Source organism: Pantoea sp. SM3 (genome assembly GCF_000963995.1).
GTDB classification, from domain to species: domain Bacteria; phylum Pseudomonadota; class Gammaproteobacteria; order Enterobacterales; family Enterobacteriaceae; genus Pantoea; species Pantoea rwandensis_B.
Map to the genome: position 1 here is coordinate 99,947 of NZ_JZRD01000019.1, position 17,260 is coordinate 117,206.

At 54.6% G+C, this 17,260-nt stretch carries 15 protein-coding genes and 1 pseudogene; 13 read left to right on the plus strand and 3 right to left on the minus strand.

What is annotated here, in order from left to right:
• Positions 1–14: 14 nt before the first annotated feature.
• On the minus strand, positions 15–908 hold the full coding sequence (locus VI01_RS12765; protein WP_045815427.1) for a LysR family transcriptional regulator: 894 nt from the start codon (positions 906–908) through the stop codon (positions 15–17).
• Positions 909–1,295: 387 nt separating this feature from the next.
• On the opposite strand from VI01_RS12765, the gene VI01_RS12770 reads away from it, so the two are divergent.
• The 3 genes from VI01_RS12770 to VI01_RS12780 are packed head-to-tail and all read left to right on the plus strand — an operon-like array spanning position 1,296 to position 5,971.
• Positions 1,296–1,646 carry a helix-turn-helix domain-containing protein gene (locus VI01_RS12770; protein WP_045815428.1) on the plus strand — a complete coding sequence of 117 codons (351 nt, stop codon included), beginning with the start codon at positions 1,296–1,298 and terminating at the stop codon, positions 1,644–1,646.
• Between the two features lie 24 nt (positions 1,647–1,670).
• Positions 1,671–2,840, plus strand: a complete 1,170-nt coding sequence (locus VI01_RS12775; RefSeq protein WP_045815429.1) for an efflux RND transporter periplasmic adaptor subunit — start codon at positions 1,671–1,673, stop codon at positions 2,838–2,840.
• Positions 2,840–5,971, plus strand: coding sequence for an efflux RND transporter permease subunit (locus VI01_RS12780; protein ID WP_045815430.1), 3,132 nt, complete (start codon positions 2,840–2,842; stop codon positions 5,969–5,971). The genes VI01_RS12775 and VI01_RS12780 overlap by 1 nt, the downstream gene beginning before the upstream one ends.
• A 77-nt stretch (positions 5,972–6,048) precedes the next feature.
• On the opposite strand, the pseudogene VI01_RS12785 reads toward VI01_RS12780, so the two are convergent.
• A pseudogene (locus VI01_RS12785) lies at positions 6,049–6,252 on the minus strand (alpha/beta hydrolase); the annotation flags it as partial.
• Positions 6,253–6,361: 109 nt separating this feature from the next.
• Here VI01_RS12785 and VI01_RS12790 point away from each other — a divergent pair.
• Entirely contained in the window at positions 6,362–7,213 is an 852-nt protein-coding gene (locus tag VI01_RS12790) for an aldo/keto reductase (RefSeq protein ID WP_045815432.1), read from the plus strand.
• A gap of 31 nt (positions 7,214–7,244) precedes the next feature.
• The gene (locus tag VI01_RS12795; protein ID WP_045815433.1) at positions 7,245–8,234 is read left to right on the plus strand and encodes an aldo/keto reductase; all 990 of its coding nucleotides are present in this window, start codon (positions 7,245–7,247) and stop codon (positions 8,232–8,234) included.
• Between the two features lie 103 nt (positions 8,235–8,337).
• Here the strand turns inward: VI01_RS12795 and VI01_RS12800 are convergent, their stop codons facing one another.
• Complete coding sequence (locus tag VI01_RS12800; protein WP_045815478.1) at positions 8,338–8,631, minus strand: hypothetical protein; 294 nt, start codon at positions 8,629–8,631, stop codon at positions 8,338–8,340.
• 217 nt (positions 8,632–8,848) lie between these two features.
• Between VI01_RS12800 and VI01_RS12805 the strand changes: the two genes are divergently transcribed.
• Genes VI01_RS12805 through VI01_RS12840 form a run of 8 tightly spaced genes read left to right on the plus strand, consistent with a single transcriptional unit; the run spans position 8,849 to position 17,252 of the window.
• Positions 8,849–10,471, plus strand: coding sequence for a TIGR04028 family ABC transporter substrate-binding protein (locus VI01_RS12805; protein ID WP_045815434.1), 1,623 nt, complete (start codon positions 8,849–8,851; stop codon positions 10,469–10,471).
• A gap of 12 nt (positions 10,472–10,483) precedes the next feature.
• Complete coding sequence (locus VI01_RS12810) at positions 10,484–11,428, plus strand: ABC transporter permease (protein WP_197079593.1); 945 nt, start codon at positions 10,484–10,486, stop codon at positions 11,426–11,428.
• The gene (locus tag VI01_RS12815; protein WP_045815436.1) at positions 11,425–12,282 is read left to right on the plus strand and encodes an ABC transporter permease; all 858 of its coding nucleotides are present in this window, start codon (positions 11,425–11,427) and stop codon (positions 12,280–12,282) included. Before VI01_RS12810 ends, VI01_RS12815 begins: the two co-directional genes overlap by 4 nt.
• Positions 12,279–13,889 (plus strand): ABC transporter ATP-binding protein, encoded by a 1,611-nt coding sequence (locus tag VI01_RS12820; protein ID WP_045815437.1) that lies wholly within the window; start codon positions 12,279–12,281, stop codon positions 13,887–13,889. Before VI01_RS12815 ends, VI01_RS12820 begins: the two co-directional genes overlap by 4 nt.
• A complete protein-coding gene (locus VI01_RS12825; protein ID WP_045815438.1) occupies positions 13,886–14,890 on the plus strand; it encodes a putative FMN-dependent luciferase-like monooxygenase in 1,005 nt (334 codons plus the stop codon). The genes VI01_RS12820 and VI01_RS12825 overlap by 4 nt, the downstream gene beginning before the upstream one ends.
• 12 nt (positions 14,891–14,902) lie before the next feature.
• Positions 14,903–16,006 (plus strand): alkylhydroperoxidase domain protein, encoded by a 1,104-nt coding sequence (locus VI01_RS12830; protein WP_045815439.1) that lies wholly within the window; start codon positions 14,903–14,905, stop codon positions 16,004–16,006.
• A gap of 2 nt (positions 16,007–16,008) precedes the next feature.
• A complete protein-coding gene (locus tag VI01_RS12835; protein ID WP_045815440.1) occupies positions 16,009–16,380 on the plus strand; it encodes a peptidase dimerization domain-containing protein in 372 nt (123 codons plus the stop codon).
• Positions 16,381–16,403: 23 nt separating this feature from the next.
• Complete coding sequence (locus VI01_RS12840; protein ID WP_045815441.1) at positions 16,404–17,252, plus strand: VOC family protein; 849 nt, start codon at positions 16,404–16,406, stop codon at positions 17,250–17,252.
• The last annotated feature ends 8 nt before the right edge of the window (positions 17,253–17,260 follow it).

Below are 17,260 nucleotides of genomic sequence, written 5' to 3' on the forward strand. Positions count from 1 at the left end.
CGACCTGCAAATACTTAACCCTGATAGCGCACTGCTTCAATCAATTTAGAGAACGCTGCGGTGTGCTGTTTGCGGCTGGGATAATATAAATAGTAGCCACTAAAGGGTTCGCACCAGTCAATCAGTACACACTGCAACAACCCTTTATCAATATATTTCCGCACGGAATCCTCAGGCGCATACACAATCCCCATTCCGCTAAGTGCTGCTTCAATACGCGAACTGAGGTTATTGAAAATAAGCTGACCTTCAACTTTTACGCGAATCTCTTTTTTATCTTTGGTGAATTCCCAGCTATATAGTCCACCCAATGTTGGCAAGCGCATATTGATACAGTTGTGATGCTGCAACTCGTAGGGTGTTTCAGGAATGCCGTGATTTTTGAAATATTCGGGGGTGGCAACCACCAGCATTCTCCAGTCTGGGCCGATGCGCACCGCGACCATATCCTTTTCCACCTGTTCGCCTAATCTCACGCCTGCATCAAAACGGCCGCTAACAATGTCAGTCAGCGTGTTATCCACTGAGAGTTCAATGTTCACTTCAGGGTATTCCTGAAGATACGGCTTAATTAAAGGCCAAAGCGTGGAGTGCAGCGCATGTTCACCGGCGGTAATCCGGATATTCCCCGAGGTGCGCGTCTGGTGCTCAGTCAGTGCCACCAGCGCTTTTTCAATATCGGACATTAAGGGCGCGATATTTTGGATAAGTTGTTCACCGGCTTCGGTGGGTGCCACGCTGCGGGTGGTGCGCGTCAACAGACGCGTCTGAAGCCGCTCTTCCAGACCGCGCATCGCATGGCTCAATGCGGATTGAGAGACACCCAATTTGGCAGCGGCACGGGTAAAACTGCGTTCTCGCGCGACCATCACCAGATACACCAAATCGCTGAAATTTTCTCTTAGCATCGTCTACTCACATCTCTGTCCAGGTCTATTGAAACTATCACAAACAAGCTGAAACATATGTGGCTATCTCACAAGTGGCTTCTCACTGAAGGCTTTCACTTTGAAGTCGATCACTCTATAGCATCCAGACAACCGACTTATTCACTCTATGAGGCATTATTCATGAACAACGATCATAAAGCCTATCTGATTCCCTATGCTAATAATCTGTATCTTGTAATGTTACTCTTCATTCAGCCGCAAGAGATGTCGTTCACCGGCGAGATAGATTCGAAAGCACAACATAACGTTTTATAGCTTATCCGCTCCATTAATCAGAGCGCCGGGCATTCTATTGCTTTCAATTTTTTCGCCATCAATCTGCTTTAACATTGAACGGGTGAAATTATGGATCGTTATGAAAAAATTGTTTACGAACTGGCCGACTGGATTAAAAATAACATTCACTCTCCGTTAAAAATAGAACAGGTTGCGGAGCGCGCCGGTTACTCAAAATGGCATCTGCAAAGAATGTTTCATCGCATTATGCACGTCAGTCTTGGCCACTATATCCGCGACCGAAAACTGGAATCCGCAGCCAGAGATTTGCTGCGTAGCCACGAGACAGTCATCGATATTTCAGTAAAGTATGGTTATGACTCACAGCAGTCATTTACCCGCTCATTTGTGCGCAAATATAACCTGCCACCTGCCAAATTTCGTCGATTAAATACGCAACATTTCACTATACCAATATAATTTCACTTACAAGGGATCTCAGTAATGCCGATTAAATGGGCGCTAAAACCCAGTGCGCTATTCTGTTCATTTATTGCATTGACGCTTTCAGGTTGTGACAATTCGACTGGCAGTGAAACGCCAGCGAAAAATGCGCCCCAGGTTAACGTTGTTACGCTACATACCCAATCCCTGCCGGTTACCACCGAACTTCCCGGACGCACTTCAGCCTTTCGCGTGGCAGAAGTGCGTCCGCAGGTTTCAGGTTTGGTATTACAACGTACCTTTATCGAAGGGAGTGACGTTGCCGCCGGACAAAAACTTTATCAAATCGATCCCGCTCCTTTTCAGGCGGCGTATGACAATGCACATGCCGCACTAGCGGAATCCGAAGCTAATGCCCGTATGGCACAAGCCACATTGCAGCGTTATCGCCCCTTAGCCGGCACGCAATATATCAGCCGTCAGGTTCTGGATCAGGCGGAAGCCACCGCCGCTCAGACGCGCGCCAATGTGGAGTCGGCAAAGGCCGCGCTCAACAGTGCACGCATCAACCTCAACTGGAGCAGCATTACGGCTCCCATTGCAGGGCGCGTTGGCCGCTCTTCCGTTACCGAAGGTGCACTTGTGCAAAATGGCCAGACAGATGCGCTGGCAACCGTACAGCAACTCGATCCTTTGTACGTTGATGTCACTCAATCCAGCCAGGATTATCTCCGTCTGCAACAGGAGCTGGCTTCCGGACAGTTGCAGCAAAACAACGGCAAAGCGCTGGTGCACGTGATCCTGACCGATGGCTCCGTCTACCCACAACAGGGCACCCTGGCCTTCTCTGATGTCACCGTGGATCAAACCACGGGCTCAATCACCCTGCGCGCCATCGTCCCCAATCCGCAGCACGCCTTACTGCCGGGCATGTTTGTACGCGCCCGGCTCGACGAGGGCACCAATCCGCAGGCCATTCTGATCCCACAACAGGCTGTGACACGCACGCCACGAGGCGATGCCACCACCATGGTGGTGAACACTGACAATAAAGTGGAGATTCGCACGTTGTCTGTCTCACAAACCGAGGGCGATCAGTGGCTGGTGACGAGCGGCGTTCAGTCTGGTGAACGCGTGATTGTGTCAGGTATTCAGCGCGCTGAGCCCGGCCAAAGTGTCGTGCCGGTCGATATCACTGCCAACGCGACTGCACAAGGAACGACTAACTGATGTCCAAATTCTTTATCAATCGCCCAATTTTTGCCTGGGTGCTGGCGATTATTGTCATGCTGGCAGGGGCTATTTCCATCATGCGGCTGTCGGTGGAGCAATACCCTGATGTCGCTCCTACCGCTATTCAGATTCGCGTGACTTATCCCGGCGCCGATGCCACCACACTGCAAAATACCGTCACCCAGGTGATTGAGCAGAATATGAGTGGACTGGATGGGCTGATGTATATGTCCTCAACCAGCGATTCATCCGGCACGCTGGAACTGAAACTCTCGTTTGAAAATGGCACCGATGCGGACATCGCCCAGGTGCAGGTGCAGAACAAACTGCAGCTGGCGACACCGCTATTGCCGCAAGAGGTCCAGCAACAGGGGATTACCGTCCGTAAATCCTCCAGCACCTTCTTCCTGGTGCCGGCATTTGTCGACGAAACCGGCAAAATGAGCATGGAAGACATCGCCGATTACGTTGGCTCGAATATCAAAGACCCCCTCAGCCGTATCAGCGGTGTCGGTGATTCCACGCTGTTCGGCTCGCAATACGCGATGCGCATCTGGCTCGATCCCAATAAGCTGAATAACTACCAGCTGACGCCGGTGGATGTGATGAGCATGATCGAATCACAAAACGCGCAGATTGCCGCCGGACAGTTAGGTGGCGCGCCGCCGGTAAAAGGCCAGCAACTGAATGCCTCTATCATCGCGCAGACACGTCTCACCTCACCGGAAGAGTTCGGTAACATCCTGTTGAAGGTGAATGCGGATGGATCGCAGGTGCGGCTACATGATGTGGCGCGTATTGAGCGCGGCGGCGAGAACTATAATTTTGTGGTGAAAGTGAACGGCAAACCATCCTCTGCGCTGGGGATCCAGCTGGCCACCGGCGCCAACGCGCTGGACACCGCCAAAGCCATTCGAGCCAAAATCGCGCAGCTTCAACCCTACTTCCCTCAGGGCATGAAGGTGGTGTATCCGTATGACACCACGCCGTTTATCAACATCTCGATTCATGAAGTCGTGAAGACACTCGCCGAAGCCATCATCCTGGTGTTCCTGGTGATGTATCTGTTCCTGCAAAGTTTTCGCGCTACGCTGATCCCAACCATTGCTGTACCGGTGGTGTTACTGGGCACCTTTGGCATTCTCAGCATGTTTGGCTATTCGATTAACACGCTGACCATGTTCGGCATGGTGCTGGCAATCGGGCTATTGGTGGATGATGCCATCGTGGTGGTGGAAAACGTTGAGCGCGTGATGGCGGAGGAAGGTCTGAAGCCTAAGGCAGCCACACGTAAATCGATGGAGCAGATTCAGGGTGCGCTGGTCGGCATTGCGCTGGTGCTCTCCGCCGTGTTTGTCCCGATGGCCTTTTTCGGCGGCAGTACTGGCGTTATCTATCGCCAGTTCTCAGTCACCATTGTTTCTGCCATGGCGCTCTCGGTGCTGGTGGCATTAATTCTCACCCCGGCGTTATGCGTCACCATCCTTAAACCGGTTAAGCCGGGTCAACACGGCCATCAGCGCGGATTTTTCGGCTGGTTCAACCGAAAGTTTGATCAAAGTGCGGAACATTACACCTCTTCCGTGGGCCACATGGTGCATAAGTCAGGTCGCTATCTACTGATTTACGGCGTGATTGTGGTGGGAATGGCGGTGCTGTTTATGCGCCTGCCAACTTCATTTTTACCAGCTGAAGATCAGGGCGTTTTCGCCACGCAGGCCATTCTGCCCGCGGGTGCGACGCAGGAACGCACACAAAAGGTGCTAGACCAGATCAATGACTATTACCTGACACAAGAAAAAGCCAACGTTGAAAACGTGCTTACCGTGAACGGTTTCGGCTTTGCCGGACGCGGCCAGAATGTCGGCATTGCGTTTATCGGCCTGAAGGACTGGGAACAACGCGCCGGTCCGGAAAATAAAGTTGATGCCATTGTCAGCCGCGCCACGCAAGCTTTCTCCAGCATCGTCGATGGCACGGTAGTCGCGTTCAACCTGCCGCCGATTATCGCGTTGGGTAACGCCACGGGATTTGATTTTGAACTGATTGACCAGGCGAACCTCGGCCATGACAAACTGATTGAAGCCCGCAATAAGCTGCTGGATCTGGCGCGTCAGCATCCTGATGTACTGACCGCTGTGCGTCCGAACGGCATGGAAGACAATCCCCAGTACAAAATCAATATCGATCAGGAAAAAGCCACTGCGCTTGGCGTGACGCTGGACGATATCAACACCACGCTGAGTGCCGCATGGGGTGGCAGCTACGTGAATGATTTTATCGATCATGGCAGGGTGAAAAAAGTCTACGTGATGAGCGATGCACCCTATCGCATGATGCCGAAAGACATGGGCGATTGGTATGTGCGCGCCAGCAACGGGAAAATGGTGCCCTTCTCCAGCTTCTCCACTGCGCAATGGGTTTACGGTTCACCGCGCCTGGAGCGTTACAACGGTTTATCGTCGGTAGAAATCCTCGGACAGCCCGCGCCGGGCCGCAGCTCCGGTGAAGCCATGGCGCTGATGGAGCAACTCGCTGCTCAATTGCCAGACGGCATCGGCTATGACTGGACAGGCATGTCTTATCAGGAACGTCTCTCTGGCGATCAGGCTCCGGCACTGTATGCGTTGTCATTGATCGTCGTTTTCCTTTGTCTGGCCGCGCTGTATGAGAGTTGGTCGATTCCTTTCTCGGTGATGCTGGTGGTGCCGCTGGGCGTAGTCGGTGCGCTGGCGGCAACAACGCTCAGAGGATTAAGCAATGATGTCTACTTTGTCGTTGGCCTGCTTACCACCATCGGTCTGGCGGCAAAGAACGCCATTCTTATCGTGGAATTCGCCAAGGACCTGACGGAGAAAGAGGGTAAAGGCATCATCGAAGCCACCCTTGAAGCCTCACGCATGCGCTTACGCCCGATTTTAATGACGTCGCTGGCCTTTATCCTCGGCGTGATGCCGCTGGCGATCAGCACCGGCGCGGGTTCGGGTGCGCAAAACGCGGTGGGCACCGGGGTCATTGGCGGCATGGTCGCCGCAACGTTGCTGGCGATCTACTTTGTGCCGGTGTTCTTTGTGGTGGTGCGTAGCCGTTTTGCGGGTAAGCGAGATGACGAGGAAGATGAAGCGTAATCCTACAGCCAAAGGTTAAATTCCAGGCGGTTGATTATTTCCCGTGGCGGTGTGATTGCCACGGGAAAGCGCTCCAACTAAATATTCTTATCGAAGAACGGATCCAGTTGGCTCATCGCCTGATCGACATAACGCGGCACCCAATAGGTTTCGATATGCGTGGCGCCCTCAATCAGATAAAGCCTTTTGTTAGTGGTTCCCGTTGCTTTGCTAAAGGCACTTTGCGTCATATACAGCGAATCTGCTTTGCTCCCGGCCATCATTAACAATGGTTGATTAATCTGAGGGGTTTATTAATGAATTGAACTAATAAACCCTAGCTGACTACGGGCTCTAATCAGTTCAATCTTCTCACGTTATGCTTTCATAAATTCACGAAAGGGTAATCTCATGCAAACAGTAAAACTTAATAACGGTCTCGATATGCCTCTGCTGGGCTTTGGAGTATTTCAGATGTCGGATGCCGCCGAATGTGAACGCGCAGTGATTGATGCCATCGAAACCGGTTATCGCCTGATCGACACTGCGGCCTCTTATCTAAATGAAACGCAGGTTGGGAATGCGATAAAGCAAAGCGGTATCGCGCGCGATGCGCTGTTTGTAACCACCAAATTGTGGCTACAAGATACTCATTATGAAGGCGCAAAAGCACAGTTCGAGCGCTCATTAAACCGGCTGCAGATGGACTACGTCGATCTTTATCTGATCCACCAGCCTTACGGCGATGTACATGGCGCGTGGCGTGCGATGGAAGAACTATACGAAGCGGGCAAGATCAAAGCCATTGGTGTCAGCAACTTCCAGCCCGATCGTTTGGCCGACCTCATCGCATTTAATAAAGTTGTGCCCGCCGTGAATCAGATTGAAGTCAATCCCTTCCATCAGCAGCTTCATGCAGTGCCATGGATGAAGAGCCGAAACATCCAGCCAGAAGCATGGGCACCTTTCGCCGAAGGTAAAAACGGTTTGTTCCAGCATCCGGTTCTGACAGCAATAGGCGAAAAACATGGCAAAAGTGTGGGTCAGGTGGTGTTGCGTTGGATCTTCCAGCGTGGCGTAGTCTCTCTCGCGAAAACAGTGCGTAAGGCGCGCATGGAAGAAAATATTAACGTGCTCGATTTCGAGTTAAGCAGCGATGAAATGAACCGTATTACCTCGCTGGATACCGCAACCAGCGCCTTCTTCTCGCATCGCGATCCGGCCATGGTGGAGTGGCTGACTGGCCGTAAGCTCGATGTTTAAACGCTTGCTTCCACACTTAAAGGAGTGACCAATGCAAACACGTTACCTTGGAAACACTAAGCTTGAAGTCTCAGCGATTGGCCTGGGTTGTATGGGCCTGAGTCATGGCTACGGCCCTGCACTCAGTCAACAGCATGCCATTGAACTGATTCGTAGCGCCTACGAAAAGGGCGTAACCTTTTTTGATACTGCGGAAGTGTATGGACCTTATCTCAATGAAGAGGTGGTAGGTGAAGCGTTAGCGCCGTTTCGCGATAAGGTCGTGATTGCCACCAAGTTTGGCTTCACCTTTGGCGATGATAATAAGCAGCAGATTTTAAACAGCCGGCCAGACCATATTCGCCAGGCAATTGAAGGCTCGCTAAAGCGCCTGAGAACCGATGTGATTGACCTCTATTATCAGCATCGCGTTGATCCTGAGGTGCCGATTGAAGACGTCGCGGGAACGATTAAAGATCTGATTGCGGAAGGGAAAGTTAAACATTTCGGCCTTTCTGAAGCCGGTCCCGAGACCATTAAGCGTGCGCACGCCGTACAACCGGTGACCGCGCTGCAAAGTGAATATTCAATGTGGTGGCGTGAGCCTGAAGAAAAAATCATTCCTCTTCTTGAAGAATTAGGCATTGGTTTTGTGCCCTTCTCTCCACTTGGTAAAGGTTTCCTGACCGGCACCATCGATGCACAGATGACGTTCGGCGACGATGACTTCCGCAGCAAAGTGCCACGATTTGCGGCCGAGGCCAGGGAAGCCAACCAGCAATTAGTCACGCTGGTACAAAGTATCGCAACTGAAAATGGCGTAACGCCTGCGCAGATTGCGCTGGCCTGGTTACTGGCACAGAAACCCTGGATCGTTCCTATTCCTGGTACAACGAAATTGCATCGGTTGGAAGAAAATTTAGGTGCGTCGCAAATAGCGTTAAACACCCATGAAATACAAAAAATCACCACAGCTATTCAGGCTATAGATGTGGTTGGCGAGCGTTATCCAGAATCCCTGCGGGCGCGGGTCGGTAGATAAATGACGGGGGTGAACCAGGTTTCACCCCGTCATGTTTTCAACTTGAGATCAGGTTAGGCTTGGTAAACAGCATGGCTATACCAGACATCAACCTCTCCTGCCCTCAACTTTTACTCAACGTATAAGTAAACACCCTTCCGTTTTTAGTTTGCACGGTAAGGGTCTTGCCTGCGGTGGTATCCAGCGTGCGAGCTTCGCTGTACTTCCACATCATAAGACGTTGCCCCTCAGGGTAAGGGGATTCAGAGTCAGGCGGCCCAAACATATTAATCAACTCGGCTCTGGTGGTTTTACCGGTCTGTATTTTCTGAATGCTCGCCGTATCGAAATTATGCCCGACGGAACTTGAGCAGGCTGAAAGCATAAACATGATGGCCGGGATAAAATATGCTCTCATTGAATTGCCCTTAAGATGCGTACTGTAAATATAAAACCTCTGCATTATAGAGAGTTAAATCCTTTTTGGAGCGGCGAAGAATCTTAATTATTTCCCACAAGTCCATTCATTTTATTTTTTTCGCAAAAGCTTAGTGCAATTCCTTGGTTCAACTCACGCGTGCGGCATTTGATGATGAAATCCGCCCGCCGGGCTATTGAATCATAAGGAATTCACCATGAGTAAGCATTTTCACTTGCAGGCATTGAGCTTAGCCCTGCTGACAGGGATATTTAGTGCACACGCGGCGGACACTCCGGTCAAGGGTGGCACGCTGGTGTATCTTGAACAGCAACCGCATACCAATCTCTATCCACCCGCCGGTGGTTTCTATCCCAACGGCGGCATTCTCAATCAGATCACCGATAAACTGACGTGGCAAAATCCGAAAACGTTGCAGGTCGAGCCCTGGGTGGCCGAAAGCTGGAGCAGTAACGCCGATAAAACTGAATACACCTTTAAAATTCGGCCGGGCGTCACGTTCTCCGATGGCACCCCGTTAGATGCCAACGCGGTAGCCAAAAACTTTGATACTTACGGCCTCGGCAATAAAGCCCTGCGCCTGCCGGTTTCGGAAGTGATTAATAATTACGACCACAGCGAAGTTATCGATCCCCTGACGGTGAAATTCTATTTCAGGAAACCTTCGCCGGGATTTTTGCAGGGCACCGCGACCATCGGTTCCGGTTTAGTTTCACTCAGTACCTTGCAACGCAGCTTCGATCAACTGGGTGACGCGCGCCATATTATTGGCTCAGGTCCGTTTGTGGTCAGTGATGAGAAGCTCGGGCGAGAAGTCGACCTTACCGCGCGTAAAGATTATCAGTGGGGCCCGAAAAATATCGCTCAGCAAGGCCCGGCCAATCTCGATGGCATCAAAATTATTGTCACGCCGGAAGACAGCGTGCGCATCGGCGCGTTGCTGGCAGGCCAGGCAGACTTTATCCGCCAGGTGCAGGCCTATGATGAGAAACAAGCACAACAGCAACACTTCCCGATTTACGCCGCACCGACGCGTGGAATCAATGACAGCATTAGCTTCCGCCCCGATAACCCGCTGGTAAGCGATGTGAACGTGCGGCAGGCTCTGCTGCATGCGACAAACGCCCTACAGGTGGTACAAACGCTGTTCTCCCCCAACTATCCGCAAGCCACCTCTGTCATTGCCAATTCAGCCGCAGGTTATGTCAACCTCGCCGACAAGCTGAAATACGATCCCTTGCTGGCAAAACAACTGCTGGATAAAGCGGGCTGGAAGGTCGGCAGTGACGGTATCCGTGAGAAAGACGGCAAGAAGCTTGCCCTGACAATCTACGAATCACTGCCACAGCCGCAAAACAAAGAAGTGCTGCAGTTGGTGGCACAGCAATGGCGTCAGGTTGGTGTGGCGCTGGCGGTCAAAGCCGGTGATGCGGGCAGCCGCACGCTGGACAATCTCGATCCATTAAAAACGCCATTGACCGTATCGGAAGTGGGTCGTGCCGATCCGGATGTGGTGAAAAGCCAGTTCTACCCCACTAACCGTGATGCGCTGCTGCAAAAAGGCGGCTCCAGCGACAAGGTGCAAAACTTCCGCGACGACAAGCTCAATGCGCTGCTGGTGGATATCTCTGCGGAAGTCGATCCCGCCAAGCGTCTGGCTCTGACCGGTGATGCCCAACGCTATCTGCTCGATCAGGCTTATGTGATCCCAATCTTCGAAGAGCCGCAGGTGTTCGCGGGGGCCCCCTGGTTCAAAGGCGTCAGCTTTGAAGCGGTAGGGCGTCCTTCGTTCTACGGTGCGTGGCTGGAAAAACACTAAGGCAGGCTGATGATGCAACGTTCTCTGCTGCGAAGAGTGGGTCAAAGCGTGCTGGTATTGTGGGCCGCGTTTACCCTGTCGTTCTTGCTGCTGCAGGTGCTACCGGGCGACGCGGTGCTGATTAAATTTCAGAACCCGGATCTGGGCTTAAGCCCGGATCAGATCGCGGAGATGCGGCTGGCCTATGGCGCAGATAACCCCCTGTGGCAGCAATATTTCCATACGCTACTGGCGATGCTGCACGGTGATTTTGGCTATTCGGTGCAGGCCGGTGTGTCAGTGAGCGATCTGTTGATCAGCAACCTGCCCGCCACCCTGCAACTGGCCGTGCTGGGTTTTGCGCTCGCCACGCTGCTGGCCTTTACGCTGGCGGCGCTGTCTCGGCTACCCGCGCTGCGTCTGCTGCGTTCGTTGCTGCAATCCGTTCCTGCCCTGTTTATCTCGCTGCCGACCTTCTGGCTCGGCATCGCGTTGATACAGCTGTTCTCCTTCCAGCTGCGCTGGATACCGGTGATCAACCCGTCGCCGCTGCAGGGTTTAATCCTGCCAGTGATCACCGTGGCGATCCCGATATCCGCGCCGCTGGCACAAATTCTGTTGCGCAGCATTGATCAAATCTCGACGCAGCCGTTTGTGGCGGTGGCGCGAGCTAAAGGCGCCAGCGCCAGTCGCGTGCTGTGGCGACACGTGATGCGTAATGCGCTGCTGCCGGTGCTCAACGTGGCGGGTCTGCTGTTGGGTGAGTTGATCGCTGGCGCGCTGATCACCGAAACCGTATTTGGTCTTAGCGGTATCGGCCAGCTGACGCAGCAAGCGGTCAATAATCAGGATGTCGCCGTGCTGCAAGCAGTGGTGATGATCTCTGCGCTGACATTTGTACTGATTAATCTGCTGGTTGATGTGCTAATGCCTCTGTTTGATCCCCGTCTGCAACCTATCGCCGGAGGAAACCGATGAGCCTCGTCGATTACGCCACCGCCCGCCAGCGCGGCGCTACCCCACGTACGCAACGCAGCTGGCAGATCCAGCCCGGACTCTGGCTGGCCTGGGCAGTGATGCTGCTGGCGTTGCTGGCTGCGTTCGCGCCAGGATTATTGACCCATTACCACCCGACGCAAGGGTTGCCCGGCGCGCAACGACTAGCGCCGCAGGCCGCTTACTGGCTCGGGACCGATCAACTCGGCCGCGATCTGTTTACCCGTATTGTCTACGGTGCGTCACAGTCACTGGCCGCCGCCTTTGCCGCCGTGGCGATGGGTCTGATTGGCGGCACAACACTTGGCGTATTGGCAGGCGCGGTAGGCGGGCGTACGGAAAACACCCTGATGCGCCTGGTTGACGTGCTGCTGTCGATCCCTTCATTACTGCTTTCGCTCAGCGTACTTATTCTGCTGGGGTTTGGCACGGTGCATGCCGCGCTGGCCGTGGGGATTGCCTCTATCGCTAGTTTTGCTCGCCTGGCGCGTGGCGAAGTGGTACGCGTGCGGCGCAGCGAATATGTTGAAGCGGCCTACGGTAGCGGCGGCAGTTTTTGGTCGGTGCTGTGGCGACACATCTTGCCCAACTCGCTGACGGCGGTGATCGCCTTTGCCGCGCTACAGTTTGGTCAGGCGATTCTGGCGCTTTCCACGCTAAGTTTCCTCGGCTACGGCACGCCGCCTCCCACACCAGAATGGGGTTTACTGATCGCCGAGGGGCGCAACTATCTGGCTACGGCCTGGTGGCTGACCACTTTCCCCGGCATCGTGGTGGTGGCAGTGGTGCTGGCCGCGAATCGCATTAGCCAGCAGATCGCCGGAGGTGGCGCATGAGTGCATTACTCGCAATAGAAAATCTTTCCCTCAGCTATCAACAGCGCGGGCAGTGGCGTGAAGTGGTGCACAACGTGAGCTTCAGCTTGCAGGCAGGGGAAATGGTGGCCTTAGTGGGCGAGTCCGGCTCCGGTAAAACCACGACTGCACAGGCGATCATTGGCTTGCTGGCGGAAAATGGTCGCCGCGACAGCGGAAAAATCGTGTTAAACGGCACCGACATTGCCGACTGGTCGGCCAAACGCCTGGACAGCCTGCGCGGCGTCAGTATTAGTCTGGTGCCGCAGGATCCCGGCAACTCACTGAACCCGGTGAAAACCATCGGCGATCAGGTGGGTGAGATGCTGCAACTGCATCAGAAAATCAGCCAGTCTGAGCGCCAGCAGCGCGTACTGGAACTGCTGGAAAAGGTTGGCCTGAGCCATCCACAACAGCGACTGGCGCAGTATCCGCATCAGCTTTCTGGCGGCATGAAACAACGCGTGTTGATTGCCATCGCCCTCGCCTTGCGCCCGCAAATTATCATCGCGGATGAGCCCACCAGCGCACTGGATGTCACAGTGCAGAAGCGCATTCTGGATCTGCTGGATGTACTGCGGCGTGAATCCGGCACCGCTGTGCTGTTCGTCACGCACGATCTGGCGCTGGCGGCAGAACGCGCCGACCGATTGCTGGTCTTCCGTCACGGCGAGATTCAGGAACAGGGGCCAGCCGCTCAGGTGTTTAATGCGCCACACCATCCTTACACGCGTCAGCTGCTGCAAGATGCTGCGCCTGGCCACAGCGCGTTGACGATTCCTGCTGAAGCAAAATTTTCAACACCCGCGATCCAGCTTTCCGCCATCAACAAGCAATTTTCGCTCGGCAAACAGCAGCAGTTAACGGTCGCCAAACAGGTTAGCCTGACGGTGGCACGCGGCACCACGCACGCGCTGGTCGGTGAATCCGGCTCGGGTAAAACCACGCTGGCGCGCATTCTGCTGGGGTTTGAACAGGCCGACAGCGGACGTGTCGTCATCGACGGTATTGATGCCAGTGCGCTGCGCGGCGAAGCGCTTCGCCAGCTCAGACGCAAAATCCAGTTCGTTTACCAGAATCCGTTTGCATCCTTAGACCCGCGCCAGACGCTGTTTGCCATTATTGAAGAGCCGCTGCGCAATTTTGAAAAGCTCAGTGCCGAAGTGCGCCGCCAGCGTGTCGAAGCCGTGGCTCAGCGAGTGGCACTGCCACTGGAATTGCTGACACGTAAACCGCGCGAACTTTCCGGTGGTCAACGCCAGCGCGTAGCAATTGCCCGAGCACTGATCCTGCAACCGGCAATACTGGTGCTGGATGAAGCCACCTCGGCACTGGATGTCACCGTACAGGCGCAGATTCTGCAGTTGTTGCAACAGCTGCAACAGGAGCTGGGCTTGACCTATCTGTTTATCACCCACGATCTCGCCACGGTGCGCCGTATCGCGCACAGCGTGACGGTGCTGCGTGCGGGGGAAGTGGTCGAACAAGGTGACACTGTCACAATATTTAACGCGCCCCAACATATTTATACCCGTTCACTGATTGACGCTATCCCCGCTATCCGTCCGCTGATTAAGGAGTCTGCATGACGCGTAAACGCATTGGCTTTTTCACCCGCCTGCTGGATGAGGTCTCGGCGCAAGAGCGCTATCGCCTCGCCACAGAACAGATCCAGCACGCCGAGCGTTTGGGTTTCGATAGCGCCTGGATCGCTCAGCATCATTTTCATGAGAAGGAAGGCGGCCTGCCTGCACCGCTGGTTTTCCTCGCACACGTGGCCGCGCACACCCACAGAATTCGGCTTGGCACTGGCATTATTACGCTGGCGATGGAAAACGCGCTGCGTGTGGCGGAGGATGCGGCCGTACTGGATCTGCTCAGCAACCAGCGGCTGGAAGTCGGATTAGGATCGGGCGGCACCAAAACCTCTTTCCTGCCCTTTGGCTTAACCATCGATCAGCGTGCCAGTGTGTTTGCCGACCAGCTGCATACACTGCTCAGCGCCTGGCGCGGCGATACGCTGGCACATCCGGATAATCATCTTTATCCGCCCGCCCCAACGCTGGCACAGCGCGTGTGGATTGCCACTTTCTCGGTTGAAGGTGCCGCACGAGCCGGCACCGCTGGCCATGGATTGATGTTGTCACGCACGCAACCGCGTCCGCCAGGTCAGCCTGACTTGCCGCTGGAGGCGATACAAAATCCGATAATCGATGCCTATCTTGCCGCGCTACCGGCCGATATTGCACCGCGCATTCTCGCCTCGCGCACCGCATTCGTTGCCGATTCGAATGCGTATGCGCGGCGCCTGGCGGAACCGGGATTGCAGCGCCAGGCTAAGCAATTTCAGGCTGCTGGCCACGTCATCACTGGGCATACGCTGGAAAGCCATGCGCGCCAGCTTGATGCGCACTTTGGCGATGCGCCTACCGTTTTGGCGTCATTGCGCGCGGACTCCACCTTGCAACGCGTCACCGATATCACCTTCCAGGTGCACTCGATCGATCCGCCACACGCCGACATTCTGCGTTCCATTGAATTAATCGCTGACCATATCGCCCCGGCGCTACGCGCTCTGGAACAGGCTTAACAGGAGAAGATGATGTCTCAATCCATTGATTTACTGGCCGCCTTAGCGGATATCGACCCCGCATCGGAACTCGCATTAGCACGTCGCGAGCGCCACGCTGCCACTCAGCACACGCAAGGGAGTTATGAGGTTCTGTTTAGTGAAGATGTTGCGGATCTCCCACTGCAATGGCGATTTTCCATAGCTGCGCAGGTCGCCGACTGGCACGGTGCCACACGCTTACAGGCGCATTATCAGCAGCAAGTGACGAATAAGGCACATGACGCGCGTTTCGCGGCCGGTCACGCCTTTGCCGAACTGCTCAGCCTGCACCCAGTGGATGCGGCACCCAAACACATTCAAAACCTGCAAAGCGCTGGCTGGTCGCCGCGTGGCATCGTCACCCTCGCACAATTAATTGCCTTTGTGAGCTTTCAGAGTCGTTTACTGACCGGCTTACGCCTGCTCAATGGCGAACAGAGTGACACGCAAGCACACGCCGTAGCAGGCAAGTGGCACGATGCGCCGTTAACGTTAAGCGGCCAAACTGCCCTCACCGCCTTTACCCAGCAAGAATTAGGCTGGGAACCCTGGCTGGCAGCCAAACCACTCAACGAATTTACCGCCGATGAACAGGCTACGCTGAAGAAAAACGGCCACAGCGACTCCGACTATTTCCGCCTGCTGGCACGTAATCTGCCGCTGCTGGAACAGCGCACGCTGACCGACAAAGGCATCTTTTACACCGCTGGCGGATTGCCGCGCGCTGAACGTGAACTGGCAGCAACGGTGGTGAGTAAAGTGAATGGCTGCATCTTTTGCGCTTCTGTCCATGCGCGTAAAGCCAGTCAATTGTCAAAAGATGATGCGGCAGTGCAAAAGCTGCTGAATGTGGCACCGGGCGCAGAACTGGCTCACGGCCAGTCACCACGCTGGGCCGCGATCATTGACCTGGTCGCCACGCTAGCCATTACGCCTGCTGCTGCTAGCCTCGAACAGGTTCAGACGTTACGCGGTCACGGCGTCACCACGCTGGAACTGCTTGACGTGATCCAGTCCGCCGCTTTCTTTGCCTGGGCAAACCGTTTGATGTTGACGCTGGGCGAGCCTTTTTTACCTGCACAAGCACAAGGATGACCATGACCGGGCAAACCCATTCAACGCAGCGTTTTCACATCACCCTGACCGGCAAAGGCGCCCATGCCGCGCGCCCGCATGAAGGCATTGATGTGATTGTGATCGGCAGTCATATCGTTTCAGCGCTGTATGCACTCCCCAATCGTCATCGCCAATGGACGCTTGGCATTACACGTTTAACGGCCGGTAATAGCTGGAATGTGCTGCCTCAGACGGCAGAAATCGAAGGCATCGTTCGCAGTCATGATAAGTACACCGATACACACATCACCACCTTGATTGCCGGCATTGCCGCCGGTTTTGGTGCGGAGACGCACGTCAACTGGCAGCCACTGTCAGCATCCGAACCGGACGCGCTAGCATGGGCGCAGTGACAATGAGAGCAAGGAGGAAAGCGATGGCCATTTCAGTACCGATTCCCTGTCTTGATCATGTGGTCATCAACGTGGCCGATCGGTTAGATGAGGCCAGTGCGCTGTTTCGCCGGTTGGGGTTTCAGCTCACAGAACGCGGCCATCATTCGCTCGGATCCAGTAACCATCTGGCCGTGTTTGGTGATAACTATCTTGAGCTGCTTGGCTTTGAGGCCGGACGTGCCAGTTTACGCCAGGACGTGTGGCAGTCGCCGATTGGCCTGAGTGGTTTAGTGTGGAAGACCGACGATGCCGATGCGGTATGGCGTTATCTTGAGAGCCAGGACATTGATGGCAATCAACCTGCCCGCTTCTTCCGTCCGGTGCAGTTACCGGATGGCAACGAAGAACAAGCTCGTTTCCGCACGGTGCCATTACGGCCTGCGCTGGTGCCGAATGGCCGCAGTTTCTTTTGCCAGCACGAGACCCCGCACGCGGTGTGGCAGGAAGCATGGCGTCAGCACCCCAACGGCGTGACCGACATTGTCGAATTTGTGGTGGTGGCGCATGACCCAGCGGCGGCGGCACAACCCTACAGTCGACTGTTTGGGGCTAATGCGCTCACCGCCTGCCAGGAAGGCGCATTCGTATTGAAAGCCGGCGTGGCAACGATACGCTTCGCTGCTGCTGGCTATGTCACGCAACGCTTCGCCGGATTACCACTCGATTACAACGGCAGTGCACGCATGGCGGCGTTAAGCTTGCGCAGTACGGATCTGCGCAAGGTGAAAGCCAGCTTGTTACTGGGCGATATCCCGTTCCTGGAAGAGGAGTCAGCGCTTATCGTCAGCGCTGAGCATGCCTTTGGCGTGGCACTGCGGTTTCAGCAGTGAGCTTAACC